This window comes from Pedobacter polysacchareus, from assembly GCF_019802255.1.
Lineage (GTDB): Bacteria > Bacteroidota > Bacteroidia > Sphingobacteriales > Sphingobacteriaceae > Pedobacter > Pedobacter polysacchareus.
On sequence record NZ_JAHYSS010000005.1, the window covers coordinates 301558 to 324978 of the forward strand.

Here is a 23421-nt window from a genome sequence, read left to right on the forward strand (position 1 = left end):
AATTAATCACAAAACATGGAAACAAATGATCAAGAAGTTATGGTTAGCGTGAGCTGCCTAACCTACAATCATGAGCAGTATATTGCTCAAGCAATTGAAGGGTTTCTAATGCAAAAAACAAAATTCAAATTTGAAGTTCTGGTCGGTGAGGATTGCTCAACTGATGGAACCAGGAAAATCGTTGAATTTTATCAGAAAAACTATCCTGAAATCATTAAAATGGTCACTTCTGAAAAGAATGTAGGATTAAAAGATAATTTCAACCGAATCGTTAAACAGGCCAAAGGAAAATACATGGCGATGTGTGAAGGTGATGACTTCTGGACGGATCCTTATAAACTTCAAAAACAAATTGACTTCCTGGAGAATAATCCGGACTATATTATCTGCTGTCATTATTCAAAAATTATTGACCAGCATGGTGAAACACTTTATGTACATCCAAATCCTGTAAGTCTGGAATTTGGTTATGAGGACATTTTACAAGGAAACAAAGATGAAACCTTTACCGCTACATTGATCTATAGAACCAGCCTGGATGTAACCCATATGGGGAATCAGGACTGGTACCTTAAATGCCATGCACCAGATAAGTTCTTGAAATTATACGCTACAGCAGTTACCGGAAAGAAAATTTATGTGATGCCGGAAGTGATGAGCTGCTATAGGAAACATGTTGGCGGGGTTTGGAGCATGGTAGATCCCCAGGTCATTAGAGGCAGAATGCTCAGCGACTTTAATGTGATCATAAAAAACTTTAAATATCCTACCTCATTAAAATGGAAACTGCTGAAAGTCTATTCTAAAAACTATCTGCGCCATGACATCAGGCATTTACAGCTGAACAACGCGATCAGCACCATCAAGTACCTCTTACTTTACTAAGTAAAGATTAAAACTATACTGGATCTCAAACACTAGTCCTACCATTAATAATCGTTATTAGATGAAAAAACTAAAACTTTTTTTTGTAATTAATTCTCTGACTGCAGGTGGTGCAGAACGTGTGGTGACCAATCTGGCCAATTATTTTAATCAGGAAGGCTTTCCCGTGACCATGGTTTGTCTTAACTATAAAGAGCCTGTGTATACGGTAGATGAAGGGGTGAAGCTGGTATATCTCACGAATAGGGCCAACAGAGATCATTTGTTTTATCGCTTTTGGTTCGCAATGATGACTTTCTTTAAATTACTGCGACTATTGCTGAAGGAGAAACCTCGTTGTGTCATCTCCTTTATGACCTCAGCTAACCTATGGGCAGGTTTAACCTGCAGCTTAACAGGTACTCCATTTATCGTTTCTGAGCGCACTACACCAGACAATACCATTAATAAGTTTAATTTTTTATTGAAATGGATTTATTCTCTGATCTATAGCAAATCTAAAGCAATCGTAATACCTGCAAAAGCCATGGAGGACTGTTTGAAGAAAAATAAGTCTTTTCAAAAACTGAATAATTTTTATCTGATTAAAAACTATGTCAATGTTTTTCAGCTGCCAGGTCTGGAGCAGGTTCATTATAAAAAGTTTATCCTTGGAGTTGGTCGTCTTTCTTATGAAAAGGGCTTTGACCAGTTAATAGAGGCCTACAGTAAAATCCATACGCCAGAAATCGACCTGGTTATCGCAGGCGACGGAGATGATCGTGAGCTCCTGATGGAGAAAATTAAAAGTCTTGGTCTATCGAATCAGGTGCGGTTGATCGGTTCTAAAGAGAATTTACAAGACTATTATCAGCAAGCAGAATTATTTGTACTTCCCTCCAGAAATGAAGGTTATCCGAATGCCTTAATTGAGGCGATGAGCATGGGTTGCCCAAGCATCGCCATGGACTGTGAATTTGGGCCTGCTGAAATCATTGAAAACAGGAAAAATGGCATCCTGGTAGAAGATAAAAATATAAATATGCTGGCAGCCTCCATGTCAGAAGTTTTAAATGATGCTGTATTTAAAAAAAGGCTATCCAAAGGCGGAAAGTTAATTGGTAAAACAAACTCTCAAAAAGCCATTACCTCAAAATGGCAGGACTTAATATTGAGCTAAACATTTAATCCATCTGGTTATGTACGTTAAAAGAGTATTTGATGTTACAATTTCCTTATTAGGGGTTTTATTTCTCCTGATACCTTTTGTGATTGTGGCCGTTTTAATTGTCGCAGATTCCAAAGGCGGTGTTTTTTATAGGCAAACTCGAGTAGGCAGGGATAAGGTCAATTTTGAGCTGTTGAAGTTTAGAACGATGTATACCAATTCCGATAAGCTTGGTTTACTAACCGTTGGTGCCCACGACAAACGAATCACGAAATTTGGATATTGGTTACGAAAGTATAAAATTGATGAATTGCCCCAATTACTGAACGTTTTGAAAGGCGACATGAGTTTTGTAGGGCCAAGACCGGAGGTGATTAAATATGTTGAGCTGTATGATTTACAGCAAGTAAGAGTGCTTTCTGTTAAGCCTGGGATTACCGATTGGGCCTCCATCGAATTCTCGGAAGAAAATGAGCTGCTGGCTAAATCTGCCGATCCGGAAAGCTTCTATATCAATGAGATCATTCCTTCTAAAATTGTCCAGAATCTAAAATATATCAATAAACATGATATCTGGGTCGACTTGACCATCATATTCCTGACGTTGAAAAAAATAATGATCAGGTAATCAAAAATAAAAGATATGTTACTTAAAAAGTTAATGATCACATTTTTTATGACATCGTATCTCTATACTTTGTCGTTCGGGATTTTCATGACTCAAATTTTCAGAATTCCGGCACCACTTGTGTTATGCCTACCGCTGATCTTGTTTTTTAAAGAGGAAAAACTTCCCTTTCTATATGCGAAGGAAGCTATTCTGTTCTTCTCAGCACTGTTTTTTTATGATTTTATTGGAATGGCTGATCGTCTTGCTTTTTTTGCCAGTCTCATTGTGATTTCGTGCTGCATGTTTTATTTCAATTTTTTCGTGGGCTATAACAGACGCAGGTTTAATATTTCCATGGCCATATTTTATGTGCTTCTTTTTTTCTCAGCGGTGATCATGGTCCTGAATCATTTTTTACCTGCGCGGATAGATCAATTGAGAAGTACATTGCTGAACGATACCATTATGCAAAGCCCTGCAGGCTTGGCGCTAACACAGTTTAACTATGGATATCAGCTGGCAGCTCTGGTCTCATTTATATTTGTTTTTACGCATGTGTTCCGATTAAACATACTCATCAAACTCCTCGCATTTATCATATGTGTTACTTTCATTTATCTCGGAATGAACAGATCTGTTTTTGTCACCTTTTTAAGCTCTTCCTTTTTGTTTGTGGTTTTTTACTACCGGTATAAATCCATTTTCATCATCAGCGCTGCAGTATTAATTGGTTTCGTTTCCTATGCATTTATCATCAAAGAAAACTTCGATGCCAAGAATAATATTATGGCTAAAAACGAGGGGAAGAATGCAAATTACTATAACCGGGTAGGGCTTTCAGAAGAGAATCTGAAGGTCTATGCGGATTACCCATTTGGATTGATCTTTTATGGTAAAAATTGGGGAGAGGTGACTTATAGGAGTACAATTTTTACAAATGGATTGACCTCTCATAATGCCTACCTGATGTTTTTCACCTATTTAGGGCCTTTTTTAGGATTGGGATTACTGATATTTCTTTACTACAATATCGGGAAAATATTCCTGGGGATACTACCCAAGATAAAGCTCAAGGAGAATGCCTTGTTAATTGGATTATGCTTTTCTTTTTTAGGCGTATCTATCAATGCGTTTTCTCATAATGGTTGGTTGGTAAGTGCAGATGGACCTACTTTATTTTTGTATTTCAGCATCCTGCATCTTGCTAAGATCCAGGCCTATCACAATACTCAGAAACCGGCTGAAATTGTAATTGATCATCAATATGTTAAAATATAATACTGTAATCGTGGAAGATAAAAAACTCAAGGACATAGTAGACTGGGACGTTGTAAACTGGGCCAAGGCCCTGGATTATTGGGAGAAAAATGCAGACTTAAAAAACAAAGGGTATAATTGTCTGGAGCTGGGGACGGCTAATGGTGGGCTATCATTATGGCTGTCGCTCCATCAGAACAAGGTGCTTTGTACAGATCTATTGCCGCCAAAAGAAAAAGCAAGAAGTATTCACAAAAAATACAATTGTGATTCTAATATTGAATATGCGGCTATGGATGCCTTAAATATCCCTTTTGAAGGTCATTTCGATATTGTTGTGTTTAAATCAATTCTTGGCGGGATCAGCCAAAATGGGAAAGATGAAAACAAATTAAAAACCTTAAATGAAATATATAAAGCACTCAAGCCAGGGGGGAAGCTGCTGTTCGCGGAAAATTTGGAAGCTTCTCTATTTCACAAGATGCTAAGGAAGAAATACGGTACACCTGATTGGAACTATGTGCGATTGAGTGAAATAGGGGAGATTTTTCAGTCCTATAAAAATGTATCCTTCACTACTGTAGGTTTTTTGGGCTGTCTGGGTAGAAATGAAAACCAAAGAAATATTCTCGGTCGGATAGACAACCAAATTGAAAAGATGATTCCCCAAAAAATGCACTATATCATGATCGGTATCGCTTACAAATAGTAAATAATGTTTAATTATGACTAAAATAGCACATATTGTAGGAGATTTGGGAAGAGGCGGCGCAGAACGTTTTGTGGTTGATTTATGTAATGAACTCGCAGAGAAGAGTGAAAATGAGGTGTACTTAATCTCACTTTCTGACAATGATCCAGAAACTACTTTTGTGAACGAGATCTCTGATAAAGTAAACTACGCTTCATTTTATAAAACACCAGGATTTAGTATGGAAGTTCTTTTAGAATTGACCAACTGGCTGATCGCAGAGAAAATGAATGTCGTTCACTCTCATTTAAACTCCTTAGAATATTTGCTGCTTTATAGGCTTAAAAGAACAGAAACCAAGTTTTTTCACACCATACACTCTACAGCAGAGGCGGAATGCCCAGGGCGCTTCCTGAAATTCCTGAGGAAGAACCTCTATAAAAGAAATTTAATCAGACCTATTGTAGTTTCCAAAGATGGAAGTGAGTCCTTCCGTAAATACTATAGACTGGAAAACGAAATCATTATTGAAAATGGTAGGCCCTTTCTAACCAGAACAGCTGAGTATTTAAGTTTGCAGAATAAATACAAAGGAGCGCCTAATACCTCCCTTCTTGTGCATGTTGGCCGGATCATTAAAGTAAAAAATCAACGATTACTAATTGAAGCGGTACAGCAGTTTAACGCCGCAGAAGAACAGAAATGCAGGCTGCTAATTGTCGGCGATGTGCGCGATGAACCATTGTATCAAAAACTGCTGGAGCTCACAGAAGGGGATCATTACATCGAATTTCTGGGAGGAAAAGATAACATCGTGGATTACCTGAGTATCGCTGATTTCTTTTGCTTATCAAGTTTTTATGAAGGGATGCCTATTTCCTTGATTGAAGCGCTGTCTGTGGGTTGTATCTCTATTTGCACCCCAGTAGGTGGTATTAAGAATATGATTGACCATGAGGTTACAGGATTCTTAAGTAAGGACGAGGGAGTGGATAGTTATTATCAGGCCATCCGGGAAGCTGTATTTTATGCTGATCAACCCAAAATAAGAGAGAATAGTAAAAATATATTCAGGTCAACCTATCATATTAGCGCTTCAGAAAAAAAACATAGCCAGCTCTATAGTCTATAGTGCTGCATTCAATATAAATCCAACCATCAAATCATCTAATTTTTTATAGCTGGCGATTCCTTTGATTCCGGCTTTATCCTGATCATTATGAATAACGTTATTGATAGATATTTTGGCGCCGATAAATGGAATATAGGTATGATCAGGCAGTCTCAGCGAGATTTGGTGCTTAGGAAAGGTTTTAGCAGGAAAGTGTTATGGCTTAAGGAAGATAAGGCAGATTATTCTGCAGATCCCTTTGTAGTCAATATCAAATCAAACCTTTATATCTATTATGAAGAGCTCAATTTTTGGAAAATAAAAGGTAAAATTTCCCAGATTAAGAACTTTGATTTTAGCTCTAAACAAAAGGTAACCGGGTTTTTGCCTAATGATATCCATTTTTCGTACCCTTATATTTTTGAAGACAAATCAGCATTTTACTGTATCCCGGAAACTGCTGATATTGGAGAAGTTAGCCTTTATCAGGTAAATCCTGAAAATCCTACAGCCATCTTAAAGAAAAGGGTCTTGTTAAGCGATGCGCGTTATGTAGACAGTTCTATTGTCCATTATGATGGTAAATACTGGTTATTTACAAACATTGATGGCAAGTTAAATGAATTGTATATCTATTATTCGGAACATTTAGATGGAGAATTTCTTCCTCATGCACAGAACCCGATTCCGGTAAACTTTAAAAATTGCAGGGGAGCAGGGAGTTTGTTCCTAGTTGATGATGTGCTGTATAGGCCAACGCAAAACCTGGAGATCCGATATGGTGGTTCCATTATCATCAATAAAATAACCGCGCTTACGTCCAGTACTTTTGAGTCTGAAGAGGACTTTGAATTGTATCCTGAAGCTCCTTACTTGTCGGGAATGCATAACATCAGCTTCGCCAAAGATTTTATCGTTGTAGATGGCAAAAGAAGAAGGCATTCGCCAATCACTCCTGTACACCGCTTATTGAAAAAAATCTTCTATCAAAGATCATATTGATCCACTTAGCAAATATTAGAAAACAAGGGCTTTTAGTTATTCGAACTTATGGGACAGCATGTTTTGTTTATTACAACGGGCCTACGTAAAGGTGGTGCAGAAACGCAGCTGATTAAAATTGCGCGGTTTCTAAAAAGTCAGCAGTACAAGGTGAGGGTAGTTTCTTTAAAACCTATAAATGATTTCAATATTGATTTTCAAAGAGAAGGCCTGGATGTGGTGTTTCTCAAAAGCTGGAGTCGTCGTCCTTTTTCGAATCTTTTACGGCTATACAAGACAGTCAGGGAATTTAATCCGGATGTGGTCATTGCGTTTATGTTTATCTCCATCATTTTTGCTCGTTTTCTAAAAATGTGGTTTGGTTTTAACCTGATCTCTTCCATAAGAACCCCCGTGATTGCAAATAAGTGGTACGTGCTCTTTAAGCTAACCGCAGATTGGGACGATGTAGTAGTGTATAACTCTTACAAATCGAAATCTAATTTTGAACAAAATAAGCTGGTTAAGAAGCCAGGCCTGGTGATAAATAATGCCATTTCTATTCCTGCTCTTTCCAGGACAAGCGATAACCATCCAGTGAAGCAACCTTTTGTCTGGATTTCAATGGCACATTTTGTTCCTGAAAAGGATTATGTAACGCTCTTTAAAGCGATATCCTTAATGAAAAATGAAAACTTTAGACTAGATGTTTTGGGTAATTTATTTGATCAGGATTGGCCTTTTGAAATGATTAAAGAATTGGATATAGCGCACCATGTGAATCTGTTGGGATTAAAAACAGAGACCAGTACTTTTCTGGAGAAAGCAGATGGTTTTGTGCTTTCCTCCTTTTTAGAGGGGATGCCAAACGCATTATTGGAAGCCATGGCCTATCAAAAACCTGTAATTGCATCCGCCGTTGCTGGTATTGAAGAGTTACTTGAAAATGTGGATGGTGGTTTTCTTTTTAAACAAGGCGATGCTCTAGAGCTTGCTTCAAAAATGAAGCGCATCATGCATATGCCAGTTCAGGAACGGGAGGCAATGGGGAAAAATGGAAGGCGACATATTGAGCAATACTTTTCAGAAGAAAAGGTCTTGCAGGACTGGCTGTCATTAATCGGACAGTTTGCTGAAAACAAGGTGGTTTCTTTATCAGGATTCTTATCACAATAACTAGCTACAAATTCAATTTAACGCTTAAAATCAGAAAACATGTGCGGAATATTTGGAACCTTAAATTTTAATTCCAGTAAAGACCAACAACATATTTACCGTGATTTGTTTCATCGTGGGCCAGATGAGCAACGCCATGTCCAACAAGATAATTTGGAGTTATACCATACCAGACTGGCCATACAGGACCTGACTGACCAAGGTCAGCAGCCGATGAAATATGAAGAGCTCACTATTGTTTTTAATGGGGAGATTTATAATCACCTGGATATCAGGAGAAAATATGGCTTGCAGAGTTCTTCAAGTTCTGATACGAAAACCATTTTGATGTTGTACAAGGTCATTGGAATGAAAATGTTGGAAGAGTTCGATGGCATGTTTGCCTTTGCCTTATATGACTCCATCAAAAAAAAGCTTTACCTCGCCAGAGATCGTGCAGGGAAGAAACCACTCTATGTATATGTTAAAGGACTGCAATGCGTTTTTTCTTCTGAATTGAATATTCTATCCAAAGTGGTGCGTCCAGAAATAGATTATGCGGCCATAGCGGATTACCTCTATCTGGGCTATCATTACAGAAAAGCCACTCCTTATCAAGGGGTAACAGAGTTGGAAAATGGCTGTTATCTGGAGATAGACACCCATACCAATCTCAGTAAAAAGGTGAAATGGTTTGATATGGCTATTTACTATCAGCAAGAGAATAAATTAAAGTATGCTGATGCGATTGAAAGGTTAGACCATCACCTTCATTTGGCGATAAAAAGAAGGATTGATAGTTCAGATCTGGATGTCGGGGCATTTTTAAGCGGTGGGATTGATAGCGGATTGGTGACCTCAATAGCAGCCGAACATACCACAAATTTAAAGACGTTTACCGTTAAGGTAGAAGGAAGCTATGATGAGTCTCATTTGGCGCAAAAAGTAGCTCAAAAATATTCGACCAACCATACGGTGGTCGACATCACTTTTTCAGATTTACAAAAGGATATAGAAAAAATACTCATCAACCATGGTGAACCCAATTGTGATAATTCAGCGATTCCTAGTTACTATGTAGCAAAAGAAGCAAAAAAACACATTACAGTAGTGTTAAATGGCGATGGAGCCGATGAGTTATTCGGTGGTTATCGCCGTTATGTGCCTTTCAAACATTTTGATTTTTTTAACTCTGGTAAAGTAAGTACTACTGCCGCAAAAATGCTGACCAGCATTCTGCCAATTGCAAATGAAAAACAAAGCAGTTACAACTATGTGTATCGTTTGTTAAAGTTAGCTGGTTATGATGATTTGCTTAAGGTGTATAATTCGGCATCCTGTGACTTGTTTGTGGGCTTTGAAGACCAATTTATTCGTAAACCATTGATGAAAGAGATCACGGCAGACCTGATGACCGTCAATCAAATGCCAATCACCTCCTTAAAAAAAATCATCCTTACGGATTTTCAATCGATGCTTTTCAGTCGATTACTTCCTAAAATGGATATTGCTACAATGGCTCATTCCCTGGAGGGAAGAAGTCCATTTTTATCCAAAGAAATATTGGAATTCGCCCCAGGCTTACAGGATCATTTTAAGATAGATAAATTCAAAACTAAGCCGATTTTGAGAGACCTGGCGATCAGGTACCTGCCTGCAGAGCTGATCAATCAACCTAAACGTGGGTTTGAAATCCCCCTGAAATCTTGGGTAAATGGCGAATTGAAGGATATTATCAACGATTACCTGCTCGCTCCGGATGCACTTTATGCAAAAATCATTAAGAAAAGTTTTATAGAAGATTTATTGGACTCGAAAGTTAAAATCTCCGATGAAAGAAGGGCGAAAATTCTCTTCTGCATTTTTGGACTGGAAGTTTGGTTCAAGGGCTGTTATCGCCAGTAGAATGCTCCAATTTCTCGCTTCATCCAGGAAAATGCCTTTTAATTTAAAATCATATTTAAACACTTAAAATAATCACTATGAAAATTTTAGTAACTGGTACAGCCGGATTTATAGGCTTTCATTTAGCAAAACGTTTATTGGAAAGAGGAGATGAAGTTGTTGGGGTAGACGTAATCAATGATTATTACGATATCAATTTAAAACATGCGCGTTTGGAAGAAACTGGGATTTCTCCGGACCTTATTGTTTATGATCAGCCCATAGCAAGTACAAAATACGACAACTATGTATTTGTGAAATTGGACCTGAACGATAAGGATGGGATGATGGAGCTCTTTAATACCCATCATTTTGATGCCGTATGTAACCTGGCAGCTCAAGCAGGGGTAAGGTATAGTCTCACAAATCCATCAGCCTATGTAGATTCTAATATTAGTGGATTCTTGAATGTGCTGGAATGCTGCAGATTTGCCAATGTGAAACATCTCCTGTATGCGAGTTCTTCCAGTGTCTATGGTTTAAATGCGAACATGCCCTTTTCGGTTCATCATAATGTAGATCATCCCGTATCCTTATATGCTGCCTCTAAAAAATGCAATGAGCTGATGGCGCATGCTTATAGCCACCTTTTTAATCTGCCAACTACTGCTTTACGTTTTTTTACAGTCTATGGCCCTTGGGGCAGGCCGGATATGGCTTTGTATATCTTTACAAAAGCCATCATGGAAGGTAAGCCAATTGAGATTTTTAACAATGGGAATATGAGTAGGGATTTTACCTATATTGATGATATTGTGGAAGGAATTCTACGGTTAATTGATCAGCCGGCAAAAGCTAATGTGAACTGGGATGCAGCTCAGCCAGATCCTGCGAGTTCAAATGTGCCATTCCGTTTATTCAATATAGGTAGAGGAGCACCGGTAACACTATTAGATTTTGTGAAAGAAATAGAAGAAAATATCGGCATCTCTGCCATTAAACAGTTCTTACCAATGCAATCTGGGGACGTAGCCGCTACCTGGGCAGATATTACGCCGCTAATGAATGAGCTGGACTACAAGCCAGCAACCTCAGTGAAAGAGGGGGTGCATAAATTTGTGGACTGGTACAAGATGTACTATGGATACCATAAAGAGGCGAGGAGAAGGTCAAGAATCAGGCCATCAAATCAAATTCTTGTCTATGGAAATAAAGTATAGTATTTTTTAAGGAAATAAAAGTCATTTAAGAGTCATGAAATAAAAATGTGCAATAAGTGTGAAATAGCTTTACACCCTGTTTTACAGTTATATAATCTTCATTTGAATGCTGGAAACCTAACTTTTGAGCTGCTATTAAGCCTCCATGCAGTATCTCATTGTAACTTTTGAGATACAATTTTTTTACAACCTCCCCGTTTAGGAGTTGTATTTAAAAATTAGAGCGTTTAATGGAAAGATTGAAAGAAAAATTAAAAAAAGTGTGTGTGTTAAGTTTATTGTTATCAACAATTTTAACGTTTAGTCAATGTAAAAAAGAGGGGATGAGACCTGGGAACTCTGATAACCCCCTCACTAATGAAACCCCGGGTGTGTTAGATTCACAATTGGTGAGTGGATCAGCTTCAGGACCAATGCAAGTGAATGTCTCTACCGGGACTTCGGATGGAGGTTTTTCTTTAAGAATTCCAATGGATGCTAAATTAACCAGCGATTCTAATGAGAAACCAACAGCTTCTACAGTAAGAGTTTTTGAAAATGGAGTAGAAATTGGCCCAGCTCACTCTTCACATGATGACATCAGAACTAAAGGAAAAGGGCGTTTCAGCCACAAATCAAATTTCCTGTATTTATCAGCTTCTGATAACTCAGATCCAAAAACAAACGGTAAAAAGTATACTTATACTGTAAACGGACAGGGTGGAGCTACTTTAGAACCAACTCCGCCAACTACTGAGCAGCCTACCGCTCCAGTTGCTGGAAATGAACCGATTGGTTATGCTTCAGTGAATGGGAAAACTACAGGTGGTGCTGGTGGACAAACCGTTACCGTAACTACTTTGGATGCGCTTAAAAGTGCTTTAAGCTCGAAGTCGCCTTTGATTATCCAGGTATCTGGAACGATTACAGGTACAGGTTTACTTCAAGTAGAGTCTAACAAAACAATTTTGGGTCTTAGCGGATCTAAGCTTATTGGTGCAGGACTTTTGATCTACGGAAAGAACAATGTAATTGTTAGAAATATGACGATTAGTAAAGTGCGTACGTATTCTAACATTATCATTAAAGAAGGTTCTCATCACGTATGGGTAGACCATTGCGATCTTGGATCAGAGTTGGTAAGCGACTGGGATTATTATGATGGATTATTAGATGTTGGAACAGGTGCTGATTATGTGACTTTATCATGGAATAAATTACATGACAATCACAAAGCAATGCTGATCGGTTTTAGCTATACCCGTCCGGATGATGCCAACCACTTAAAAGTAACCGTACACCATAACTTGTTCTCTAACATCTCGGAACGTACTCCTGATGTGAGATACGGAAATGTTCATGTGTTCAATAACTATATGTTGAATGCTGGTTATGTTGGTTCACTAATGGGCGCAACAGTTAGAGTAGAAAATAACTATTTCAAAGGTTCTTCTCTTCCAATCAGAACAGAGATTAGCCCGGTTGCAGGTGTAATCAGTGGTTTAAGTACCAACATTTTTGAAAGCTCTGGTAGCAACAAAATTACTACGGCTCCTTCTACATGGGTACCAACTTATGAGTATAAATCAGCACTAAATGCTGCAGCAGATGTACCGGCTGTTTTAACTAAAGGTGCAGGTGCAACTTTATAAAATTTTAAAACTAAACAATACCATGCTAACCATTCAAGCTACCTTCAATATAGGTAGCTTGAATGGTTTTTAATCATCATCCCCTTTTTTGACAAGGGCTCCCGCCTTCGATTTTAATAGTGCTTCATCTTCTGAAGCTCCCAAATGTATTTTTATTAGAACTTATGTTGCTCCAGATTAATAAATCTGGCCGCCATAATTCCTCCTATATAATAGATTCTGATTGCATTAAATCGCTTTGTATTATGGACAATAACAAGAAAAATGTATTGATTGCCTGCGATTCTTCTCATACCTTGTTGGAATTTCGTGGTAAACTTATTGAAGAGCTGGTAAAAGGGAATAATGTGGCTGTTTTTACGCCAACTATTGCCAGACAGCAGGTTAGAGATAAGTTAGAAAGCCTTCATGTGAAGATATATGAGAACGACCTGAATGGAAGTAATGTCTCTATCTTTTCTGATCTTAAATATATCATTCAGTTGCATAAACTGATTAAAAAAACCAAGCCAGATGTGTTTTTTCCCTACACTTTTAAACCAGTGATATATGGAACAATGATTGCGAAAATATGTAAGATAGCCTGTATTACCCCGATGCTAACGGGCTTAGGTTATAATTTCAGCAATAATGGGACAAAAAACAGGTTGGTTAGCGCCATCACTAAAATCTTACTTAAAATCAGCCTAAGAGGTAATAAAGGAATTCGAATCATCTTTCAGAACAAAGATGATTACCATAAACTATTGGAGACCGGAATTATTAGTCGGCAACAAGAGGCATTTGTAGTAAATGGCTCTGGGGTAGACCTAAGTCATTATGAGTATACCGAACCCGATACTTCAAATATTAGCTTCCTGATGATCTCCAGGTTAATCAATGCTAAAGGAGTTAAAGAATATTATGAAGCTGCCAAAACCATCCGCCATAAGTATCCCGATGCCAAATTTAAACTGATTGGTTCTTTTGATAATAATATCGACTCCATTACCTTAGAGTTGTTCTCCAAAATTCTATTTGATGATACCATAGAATACATTGGAAGAGTGGACGATGTGAGACCTTACATAAAAAATGCTTCAATTGTAGTATTGCCTTCTTATTACGGAGAGGGTGTTCCAAGGTGTATTCTGGAAGGGATGGCAATGGGTAGAGCCATCATTACCTGTGATTCTGTGGGCTGTAGGGAGACAATACATAATTCCTCAGTCGGTCGTAATGGCTTTTTAGTTCCCGTGAGAAATGTTTCGGCGCTTGCTTTGAAAATGGAATACTACATCAACAATACCACAGATATCGTTTTGTACGGGCTCAATGGAAGGAGCTTTGCAAAAGAGAAGTTTGATGTGGATCTTGTAAATGCAGATATGCTTAGGATCATGAACCTTGGTTGAAATATAAATAAATCGACATATTGTAATTATTAATTATCATGTCATATCACTTGATTACTATTCAGCAATCAACAGAATGGATTGATTGTGTTTGTGCGGCTGTGAACTATGATTTTTATCATACCTGGCATTATCATGCGCTGGAGAAAAATGGAGAGCCAATTCTTTTCGTATATAAAGAGGATGATGTTTTTATCGCTCTTCCATTGTTAAAACGGGAAATTAATAAATCCGGATTGTTTGATTTAACTTCAGTTTACGGCTATTCTGGTCCGATCTCTAACTTGAAATTTAGAGACATCAGTGAGCAATTGCTTGAAAGGTTTAAACAGTCCTTTTTAGCGTTCATGAAAGTGGAGGGGTATATCTGTTTGTTCTCCAGACTAAATCCTTTCATTGATCAAAAGGTGCTCGTAGAAAAGATAGGAGGTTTAGTTGATAATGGAAAAACAGTCTATATGGATCTCTCTGTTTCCCTTGAGGAGCAAAGGGCGGGCTATGAAAAGAGACTGGCCAGGCAAATCAGACAGCTTAGAAAGATGCCATACCATATAAAACAAGCAGGTACGGACAAAGAAATCCGATTGTTTACAGCGATGTATACTGAAAATATGCTGAGATTGGGAGCCGGAAAACGCTATTTCTATGAGGAGAAATACTTCATGGAACTCCTGAAAAGCAATAGAGAGGAATGTAAATTGATTCTGATTTATGATGGTGAAGAAATGATTTGTGGCGCGGTGATCATGTGTGCAGGAAATGTAATTCGTAATCATCTTTCTGCAACTGCCAGCACCTATGTTCAATATTCTCCCAGTAAATTGCTGACAGATGAAATTAGCGTCATCGGCCGACAACTCGGAAAGCAATATTTTCATCTTGGTGGTGGTCTGGAAGGCAAGGAAGATTCCTTGTTTAAATTTAAATACTCTTTTTCCAGACTTTTACTGGAAGACAATACCTGGAGGTTCGTATCCGATCATCAAGTTTATGATGACCTGGTAAAAGAGCGAAATGACAGTAGAAATGTTAACTATTTTCCATTGTATCGCGTTCCAGCGCTATCTATCAAATAAGATTTCTTTAAAATTCGATAATTAACTAAAGTTTAACCTTTAAATCTATTTGCTTTGAAAAATAAATTTATTTATTCCGAAGCCACTTTAAGTGACTTTGAGAATGCAATTGACGAATATGGATGGGTAATCTATGAAGATGCCGTTGATGAGAAGATGATCAATACCATAATCAATGATCTGGAGCCAGCCTATTTAATGAGAAGGAAAATTCAGGTTCAGAATGGTATTGAGACAAATATGGAAGGAACACTGCACCATTTGTTGGAGAAAGAGAATTTTAGTATGCCATTCTTGTCCCAGAAGTATTGCGATAGAGAAATGAGGCATTTCCTGGATGGCAATTATATTGTAAATGGGATAAGTGGAGTGCTCAATTTTAAAAACTTTAAAGCCTATGTGCACAATGTTCATCGGGACATCAGGAGCTTCACCGGAGATTTTAAAATTGCGATTCAAATGATTGTTTTACTGGATGATTATACCCTTGATAATGGGGCAACCTATTTTCTTTCCGGATCTCATAAGAAAGATGTTAAGCCATACGATGTGTTTTTTTACGAGCAGGCAGACAGGGCAGTGGCGAAGAAGGGAAGCATTATTTTATTTGATTCTAACATCTGGCATGCTGTAGGGGTAAATAATACTGATGGCCCAAGAAGAGCATTAACGCTAACCTTTACCAGGCCATTTTTTAAACCACAGTTTGATTTTCCCAGATTCCTGGGATACGAATATGGAGAAGGTTTAAATGATCATTTGAGGCAGGTCATTGGATATAACGCCCGTATTTCTGCCAATTTGCAAGAGTTCTATCAACCCCCTCATTTAAGAATGTACCAACCTGGTCAAGGCTAGAGATGTCCTTTTCAGCCTAAAAATATCATTTATTAAAATAGAATAATATGAATAATCCTGTCTATTTAAGGCCCTTAGAGATAGCGGACGCTAAAATCTCTTATCAATGGCGTAATGACCCAGAAGTATGGGTGTATACCGAATTTAAACCTGCTCAGCCAGGAATTACGATGGAAAAAGAAACGGAATGGCTCCGTCTTAAATTAGAGAAATCAAATGATAAGCGCTTTGCCATTTGTTTAAAAGAGACAGATCAATATATTGGTAATATACAATTGATTGATTTAAAAGATGGCCAAGGCGAATTTCATCTATTTATTGGGGAGCGCCAGTTCTGGGGAAAAGGAATAGGGAAAGCCGCTACCCAACTTATTCTTGAAGCTGCGTTTTCTGAGCTGAATCTGGAAAGCGTTTTCCTATTTGCACATGAAGACAATGCCGCCGGCCTTTCAATCTATAACAAACTCGGATTTGTTCCTGTAGGCAAACATCACAATCAGTTGAAAATGCTGCTGACAAAACAGACATTCACTCCCTTTAGCTAATCAGCTGGCCTGTATTTTAATTTTTTTAAACCTATATACTATGAGGAAATTAATCACCCTTCTTGAGAGGAAGGAATGGACTGCTTATGTCAATGCCGCTGTAGAATATGATTTTTATCATACCTGGCTCTACCATTCTTTGGATCATGATGGCCATCCCATTCTTTTTGTATATGAAGAAGATGAAAATTACATCGCTTTCCCATTGTTAAAAAGAAATATATCTGATTCTTTATTTTCTGATTTGAGCTCTGTCTATGGATACACGGGCCCAATATCCAATCGGAAATTTGAAGATATAGAGGACAGCATGATGGATAATTTTAAAGTGTCATTTTTAGAGTTCTTAGATGCGGAACAAAATGTATGTGTTTTTTCAAGACTTCATCCGTTTTTTAATCAATACTTGTTGTTTGAGAAATTTGGAGGCATTTATGAAAATGGAAAGACAGTAGCCATAGATTTAACCATTTCTATTGAAGAACAACGAAAGAAGTATAGGAAAACCACACTGAAAAACATCAAACAATCATGGAAAGCGGGCTATTCAGTTAGAGAGAGTAGGGCCCCGGAAGACATCACGTTGTTTTATGATTTGTATACCCAAAATATGGAAAGGGTGGAAGCCTCGGATTGCTATTTTTTTAGTAAAGCGTATTTCAATTACCTTATTGATAATGATGAATTTGATTGTCGACTGTTATTGGTTTGTGCTAAAGAAGAGGTTGTTTGTGGGATGATTGTGACCTTTACTCATGGTATCATTCAGGGACACCTGGTGGGAACGAAACTAGAATATTTAAAGGATTCTCCTGCAAAATTTTTGGTAGATGAAATTACCTTGATTGGTAGAAATGAAGGAATGAAATACCTGCACCTCGGAGGAGGATTAGGCTTTAAAATGGACACTTTATTTAATTGGAAGGCGGGCTTTTCAGATCTATTTCTGGAATATAAAAGTTGGCGTTATGTGTCCAATAATTCTGTTTATCATGCGCTGGTAAGTCAGCGAGAAATTGATGAGCATAAAAATATAGATTTTTTTCCGCTGTATCGGGCGGTGCTAAATAGTTTAACATTTGGTTGTTTTCAACTGGTTATCTAAATCTTCATATTATGAAAATGCTCCTATTTCGTGATAAAATATATTCGCGTTGGCTGATCCTATTTATTGATCAGATTATCGTTATATGGACATTATTTATGTCCTTCCTGCTGCTTCACAAATTTGAATATGTGGAGTTAGGCTATTCAAATTTTGTCATTTATACCTCTTTGTATAGCTTGATTTCAATTGCCGTATTTATGGTGATGCGTATCCATACTGGAATTATAAGGTATTCTAATACAGAGGATATCATAAGGATATTTATGGCAGTACTGTTCACCAGTATTATTTTTACCATTACGAGTAACGTCTTTTTTGTACCAGATTTTAAACTCTCTTCAAAATGGTTTCCCGAAGTGCTGATTATTAATTTCTTCGTCTCTTCATCTTTGCTGATTATGCTCAGGGTAGCAGTGAAAAATCTGTTTTTTTATGTGAAAACAATGGAGCCCAATGATAAGAAAGAGAATATACTGATTTATGGCTCCGGAAGAGATTCTATTCTGGTTAAAAAAGCGCTGGAGGGAGGAAATACGGATAACTTAAATGTCTTTGCTTTTGTAGATGACAATGCCGATAAAATCAATAAACATATTGAGCAGAAAAACGTGTATCATTCTAAATCAATAGAAGCTTTACAGCGGAAATTTAACATACAGAAAGTGCTTTTTGTTGGTGATGATTTGAATATAAACGGGAAGAAAGTAACGATTGATAAATGTATTGAACTAGGCATAAAAGTAGTTACGGTTCCGCAATCTGATAAATGGTTATATGGTAAACTGACACCGAATCAAATTAAAGATTTAAAAATCGAGGATTTATTGCATAGGGAACCAATCGTCCTGACCAAAAACAACATCTTAAGAGAAATGCAGGGAAAACGCATCCTGATCACAGGTGCTGCGGGCTCTATAGGTTCTGAAATTGTACGTCAGATCGTAGGCTTTAATCCAGAATTTGTGGTGTTATGTGATCAGGCTGAAACGCCTCTGCACGATCTGCAATTAGAGATTGAGGATGATTTTAAAGGAGCCAAAACTCATGTTGTCATGGCGAATATTCAAAATAGATGCCGGATGAAATCGATTTTCGAGGAGTATCAACCTCAGATTGTTTTCCATGCAGCAGCTTATAAACATGTTCCAATGATGGAGAATAATCCTTCAGAAGCCATTTTGACCAATGTAATGGGCACTAAAAACATTGCAGATTTAGCCATAGAGTATGGTGTTGAAAAATTTGTAATGATCTCCACAGATAAAGCCGTAAGACCAACTAATATTATGGGGGCCTCTAAACGCCTGGCGGAAATGTACATTCAATCCCTGAACAATGAGAAAAACCTCACCTTATCGAATGATAAATCAATTGTCCATCAAGCAGAAACACGGACAAAATTTATTACCACCAGATTTGGCAATGTGCTGGGCTCTAATGGCTCTGTGATCCCAAGATTTAAAGCACAGATCGCTCGTGGAGGACCAGTTGCAGTCACGCATCCGGAAATCACCAGGTATTTCATGACTATTCCAGAATCGGTGCAATTGGTATTGGAAGCTGCAGCTATGGGCAATGGGGGAGAGATCTATATCTTTGATATGGGAGAACCCATTAAGATTGTAGACCTGGCTACAAACATGATTAAATTAGCCGGATTAATCCCAGATAAAGACATCAAAATAATATTTACCGGACTTAGACCTGGAGAAAAATTATACGAAGAACTGCTGCTGGTGGAAGAACAAACTATCTCTACCTATCACCCAAAAATTAAAATCTCAAAAATTATAAGCTATAGTATCTTCTACGTACAAAATGTAATTGAAGAGCTGCTGCTGCTTAATAATTCCAATAATGACTTGGCAATGGTTAAGAAAATGAAGGAAATTATTCCAGATTTTAAGAGTAAAAACTCAAAATATGAAGACATAGATCATTATATGGTTGGTTGATCATAAATTTTTATTTTTTAAAATTTCATTTGCTTTATTGTCATAATTTTGTTATTTTTAATATAGATCTCATCCCTCTAATTCTAGTTAACATATTAAACTTATTTCTATGAATTTAAATGTAGGTCAAGTAATTGAACATGTTGTAAGAAAGGATCATATGGGGATCACTGAACTTTCTAGGAAATTACACGTTAGTAGACGAACCATATATAATTGGTTTGATCAAGAGTCTTTAAGTTTTGATGTTATTTGTAAAATTGGGAACGTCATTAATCATGACTTTTCTAAAGAATTTCCGGATGATTTTGCTCGTTTGCAAGATGAGGCTAGAGAAAAGAAACTAGATCTGATGAGCAATGAAGAAAGTGCTACGGCGAACTACTCAACCGCCGTAAATTATTGGATGAACAAATACATTAAACTACTCGAAAAATACAACGAGCTGTTAAGTCAGAGCTTTCCGAAACAGTATAAAGAAATGAGATCAGACGAGTAATTACTCAACCCCAAAAAGATTTTTATTTAACAACTAGCCTCAGCTAGAAACTGAAAAAGGTGTCCAAATGTTTTGGATACCTTTTTTTATGTCTGGGCAATCAGCTGGCTTAAGCCTGGATAGGAATACTGATCTTTTGGCAAAAAAAAAAGGATGTCTTTCAGACATCCTTTTTAATAACGAACAAGGGCAATTACCAAAAAATTAACTGCGGTATGATTTGATAAGTGACAATTCCTGATGTTTGTTATGCAGCATTTGTGATTGGACAGATTTAATCACGGCATCAATAATGTAGTCTGTATCTTCATCGGTTAGTGTAGGGTAGATAGGTAAGGAAATTTCACAGGCATATTGTTTATAGCTGTTTGGATAATTCACAATATTATATCCCGTTTTCTTAAAATAGGTTAACATCGGCATTGGTATAAAATGAACGTTGACGATGACTCCGAAAGCAACGATGTCTTCAATAATACGATCCCTTTGAGCTTCTGTGATATGCTTAATGCGCATCGGGAAGATGTGATAAGAAGATTCCCTGGAATAATCTTTTAAGGTTGGTGGTATGAACCATTCGTAATTACTTAAAATGCTGCAATATTTTTCTGCGATTTTTTTACGTTCAGGCAGTAGCAAGCGCTTATACTGTTTGATTTGTGCTAAGCCTATAGCCGCACATATATCCGGCATATTAATTTTTAATCCTTTGTAGAGGATATCATACTTCCAGTTGGCCCCTTTTGATTTCGCATAAGCATCTTTATTCTGGCCATTTAATGAAAAGATTTTGAGAAACTTATACTCTTCATTGTGGTCGAAATTACCGGGTAAGTTTAAGCAGGCACAGCCTCCTTCAGCAGTGGTAATATTTTTTACAGCATGAAAAGAAAAGATAGTTACGTCGCTGCTTACCGCTGCGGAGTGGCCCATATAAGTAGAGCCAATGGAGTGTGCGGCGTCTGCAATCAAGAGGATTCTGCCAAGTTTTCGCTGCTCTTCTGAATTCGCCGTAAATAAGCTTCTGATCCTGGCGCTCCTGATTAATGATTTAATGCTGTTGTAATCACAGGGTAAACCAGCAATGTCGACCGCAATAATAGCCTTTGTTCTAGAGGTAATGGCCATTTTTATGCGTTGCGGGTCTATGGTAAGGTCGTCAGCAATATCTACCATCACCGGTGTAGCGCCGCAATGTAAAACACATAAAGCGGTTGCACAATAAGAATATGCAGGTATAATGACTTCATCGCCTTCTTTTACACCAAACCATTTTAACATCATAACTGCACCAGAAGTCCAGGAGTTAACGCAGACGGCAGCTTTAGATCTGGTTAAGCGCATCACCTCCATTTCCAGTGCCATCACTTTTGGTCCGGAGGTAATCCAGCCGGACTTCAGCGTATCCATTACTTCATTAATTACATTTTGGTCAATAAACGGTGGTGAGAATGAAATATTCATGATTTTAGGTTTAAGTTGATGAAAGCTTATGATTGGTTTGTTTAATGAAAGAGCAGAACTTCCTGATAGCATCAATTGATCGCCCTTAAATCATTAATTTCTGTGGCAATTTTGTTGGTCACCTGTACGCCAAAATTATCTGTAGCGACTGGTACTGCATCGGCATAATTCTGAGTTCTTAAAATGACCCTGCAAATCATGTCCAGGTCAGGAAGTGTTAAAGTATGATAGAGCGGCAGACAAACAATCCTGCGGGAAATATCCTCGCAAACAGGCATGGACACCGGATCCACATAAGGTAGGGTAGATAGAGATGGTGAAAAATACCGTCTGCAGTACACTTGGGAAAGTTCGAGTTTTTCCATACACCGCTGTCTTAATTGTTCCGTCTCAAACAATACCGGGAAATAGGCGTAATTATAATCTTTATCTTTATTCAGCTTTGGAAAACGACCTTTAATTTTCCTTAATTGCTGGAAATAATGAAGAGACAGGAGTTTTCTTCTTTCGAGGATCTCATCCACATACTTCAAATTACACAAGCCCATAGCCGCATGAAATTCGCAATTTTTGCCATTTACGCCCAATCCTGCAAAAGTATCAGGACTGCTATGGCCAAAATTCCGGATGTACTGCATTTTATTCAGGAGCTCAGGATCACGCGTGAAAACAGCTCCTCCCTCTGTCGTATGGAAGAGCTTTGTGGCATGGAAACTGGTCGTAGTGATGTCCCCGTAATCAAATACAGACCTGTTTTTGTACTGCGTCCCAAAACAATGTGCTGCATCATAAATTACCTTTAATCCATGTCTGTCTGCTATCGCTTGAATGGCATCAATGTCGCATGGATTTCCATAAACATGGGTGGCCAGAATGGCGGAAGTGCGAGGGGTAATCGCAGCCTCAATTTTAGTCGGATCTATGTTAAAGGTCTCATTGTCGATGTCTACATAAACTGGTTTGCAGCCTTCCCAAACTATACTGCTCGTGGTGGCAACATAAGAGAAAGGGGTAGTGATAATCTCACCTTTTAGCTCCAATGCTCTAATGGCTAACTGCAAAGCAAAAGTACCGTTACAGACGAACAGCATGTGGTTTACATTCAGATATTGTTTAAGTTTTAATTCAAGATCATTTAGTAATGGCCCATTATTGGTGAGCCATTGACGTTCCCAAATACTGTCTAGATATTCTTTAAATTCTTCTGCTTTTGGGAGAAATGGTTTAGTTACAGGAATCATAGGATTAGTTTTAAAGGTGGAAATTTATTGCATAGCGCAGCGGCCATTTAAGAGGATCATAAATGGACAGGAGGTTTCTTTGAAAAGAAAGTTTTTGGAGTATTTGTCTAACTTATATGGCTGTATTTAGTATGATATCAGCAATGGGAACACTGCTCACCACAGCACAGTTCAGATGGTCCAGAACCATCAGGACGTGCTTGCCCTGTACCTTAATCACGGTTCCTTCCTGATTGTAAAATATGCCGTGTTTTATACGGATACGGTCACCAAGATTTATATCTTGTGAATTGATGATTTCACAAGCTACATTTCTATTCATCAGTTCCTCGATTTTTTCAATCACACTATCCCTGATTATTGCAGGTTTTCCCATATAATAAATGAAGTTTAATACCCCTAAGGTTTGTCTTACTTTGTATTCTTCGCGTTCATTTACCCAAACAAATACATAACCGCTAAACAAGGGTAAATCCACAATTTTCTTTCGATCTGCCCATTGATTGGTGATGCTGCGAACTGGACAGTAGGATTTAATGTCCTGCTGTTTTAGCAATCGATCCACTTTTTTTTCCCATCTCGGACGGGTATAAACTACAAGCCAGTGCCTGCTCCAGTTGCTCCTGGAGCCGAATTGATTTTCCATATCGAGAATATTTAATTGTGAAGGCAATAATTAGTACTGATATAAAAAGGACAGAGCTTCGCT

General features: G+C 37.8%; 21 protein-coding genes. 18 read left to right on the forward strand and 3 right to left on the reverse strand.

All coding sequences use genetic code 11. The features are described 5' to 3' along the window. Positions 1-15: 15 nt before the first annotated feature. From K7X70_RS15880 to K7X70_RS15965, 18 genes are all read left to right on the forward strand, one after another. On the forward strand, positions 16-885 hold the full coding sequence (locus K7X70_RS15880; RefSeq protein WP_222537974.1) for a glycosyltransferase family 2 protein: 870 nt from the start codon (positions 16-18) through the stop codon (positions 883-885). A gap of 61 nt (positions 886-946) precedes the next feature. Beyond that, positions 947-2044 carry a glycosyltransferase gene (locus tag K7X70_RS15885; RefSeq protein ID WP_222537975.1) on the forward strand — a complete coding sequence of 366 codons (1098 nt, stop codon included), beginning with the start codon at positions 947-949 and terminating at the stop codon, positions 2042-2044. A gap of 19 nt (positions 2045-2063) precedes the next feature. Continuing rightward, complete coding sequence (locus K7X70_RS15890) at positions 2064-2660, forward strand: sugar transferase (protein WP_222537976.1); 597 nt, start codon at positions 2064-2066, stop codon at positions 2658-2660. A 48-nt stretch (positions 2661-2708) separates the two neighbouring features. After that, positions 2709-3920, forward strand: coding sequence for a hypothetical protein (locus K7X70_RS15895; RefSeq protein ID WP_222537977.1), 1212 nt, complete (start codon positions 2709-2711; stop codon positions 3918-3920). After that, positions 3907-4608, forward strand: coding sequence for a class I SAM-dependent methyltransferase (locus K7X70_RS15900; protein ID WP_222537978.1), 702 nt, complete (start codon positions 3907-3909; stop codon positions 4606-4608). Before K7X70_RS15895 ends, K7X70_RS15900 begins: the two co-directional genes overlap by 14 nt. A 16-nt stretch (positions 4609-4624) precedes the next feature. Then, on the forward strand, positions 4625-5722 hold the full coding sequence (locus tag K7X70_RS15905; protein ID WP_222537979.1) for a glycosyltransferase family 4 protein: 1098 nt from the start codon (positions 4625-4627) through the stop codon (positions 5720-5722). A gap of 87 nt (positions 5723-5809) precedes the next feature. Continuing rightward, positions 5810-6703, forward strand: a complete 894-nt coding sequence (locus tag K7X70_RS15910) for a glucosamine inositolphosphorylceramide transferase family protein (RefSeq protein ID WP_222537980.1) — start codon at positions 5810-5812, stop codon at positions 6701-6703. A 48-nt stretch (positions 6704-6751) separates the two neighbouring features. Beyond that, on the forward strand, positions 6752-7858 hold the full coding sequence (locus tag K7X70_RS15915) for a glycosyltransferase (RefSeq protein ID WP_222537981.1): 1107 nt from the start codon (positions 6752-6754) through the stop codon (positions 7856-7858). Positions 7859-7897: 39 nt separating this feature from the next. After that, a complete protein-coding gene (gene asnB, locus K7X70_RS15920) occupies positions 7898-9742 on the forward strand; it encodes an asparagine synthase (glutamine-hydrolyzing) (protein ID WP_222537982.1) in 1845 nt (614 codons plus the stop codon). A 77-nt stretch (positions 9743-9819) separates the two neighbouring features. Beyond that, positions 9820-10941 (forward strand): NAD-dependent epimerase, encoded by a 1122-nt coding sequence (locus tag K7X70_RS15925; protein WP_222537983.1) that lies wholly within the window; start codon positions 9820-9822, stop codon positions 10939-10941. Between the two features lie 323 nt (positions 10942-11264). After that, the gene (locus K7X70_RS15930; RefSeq protein ID WP_255607311.1) at positions 11265-12572 is read left to right on the forward strand and encodes a pectate lyase family protein; all 1308 of its coding nucleotides are present in this window, start codon (positions 11265-11267) and stop codon (positions 12570-12572) included. A gap of 245 nt (positions 12573-12817) precedes the next feature. Next, positions 12818-13966: a glycosyltransferase family 4 protein gene (locus K7X70_RS15935; RefSeq protein ID WP_222537984.1), complete on the forward strand. Its 1149-nt coding sequence runs from the start codon at positions 12818-12820 to the stop codon at positions 13964-13966. A 38-nt stretch (positions 13967-14004) separates the two neighbouring features. Then, the gene (locus K7X70_RS15940) at positions 14005-15042 is read left to right on the forward strand and encodes a GNAT family N-acetyltransferase (RefSeq protein WP_222537985.1); all 1038 of its coding nucleotides are present in this window, start codon (positions 14005-14007) and stop codon (positions 15040-15042) included. Between the two features lie 54 nt (positions 15043-15096). Next, positions 15097-15900 (forward strand): phytanoyl-CoA dioxygenase family protein, encoded by an 804-nt coding sequence (locus tag K7X70_RS15945; protein ID WP_222537986.1) that lies wholly within the window; start codon positions 15097-15099, stop codon positions 15898-15900. Between the two features lie 47 nt (positions 15901-15947). After that, positions 15948-16445, forward strand: coding sequence for a GNAT family N-acetyltransferase (locus K7X70_RS15950; protein WP_222537987.1), 498 nt, complete (start codon positions 15948-15950; stop codon positions 16443-16445). Positions 16446-16485: 40 nt separating this feature from the next. Beyond that, entirely contained in the window at positions 16486-17550 is a 1065-nt protein-coding gene (locus K7X70_RS15955) for a GNAT family N-acetyltransferase (protein ID WP_222537988.1), read from the forward strand. Positions 17551-17561: 11 nt separating this feature from the next. Next, a complete protein-coding gene (locus tag K7X70_RS15960) occupies positions 17562-19508 on the forward strand; it encodes a polysaccharide biosynthesis protein (protein WP_222537989.1) in 1947 nt (648 codons plus the stop codon). 109 nt (positions 19509-19617) lie between these two features. Continuing rightward, positions 19618-20007, forward strand: a complete 390-nt coding sequence (locus K7X70_RS15965) for a helix-turn-helix domain-containing protein (RefSeq protein WP_187666493.1) — start codon at positions 19618-19620, stop codon at positions 20005-20007. Positions 20008-20211: 204 nt separating this feature from the next. Here the strand turns inward: K7X70_RS15965 and K7X70_RS15970 are convergent, their stop codons facing one another. The 3 genes from K7X70_RS15970 to K7X70_RS15980 all read right to left on the reverse strand — a co-directional run bounded on the left by K7X70_RS15970 (position 20212) and on the right by K7X70_RS15980 (position 23358). After that, positions 20212-21471, reverse strand: a complete 1260-nt coding sequence (locus K7X70_RS15970) for a DegT/DnrJ/EryC1/StrS family aminotransferase (RefSeq protein ID WP_222537990.1) — start codon at positions 21469-21471, stop codon at positions 20212-20214. Between the two features lie 71 nt (positions 21472-21542). Continuing rightward, complete coding sequence (locus K7X70_RS15975) at positions 21543-22712, reverse strand: DegT/DnrJ/EryC1/StrS family aminotransferase (RefSeq protein ID WP_222537991.1); 1170 nt, start codon at positions 22710-22712, stop codon at positions 21543-21545. 112 nt (positions 22713-22824) lie between these two features. Next, on the reverse strand, positions 22825-23358 hold the full coding sequence (locus tag K7X70_RS15980) for a UpxY family transcription antiterminator (RefSeq protein ID WP_222537992.1): 534 nt from the start codon (positions 23356-23358) through the stop codon (positions 22825-22827). Positions 23359-23421 lie beyond the last annotated feature (63 nt).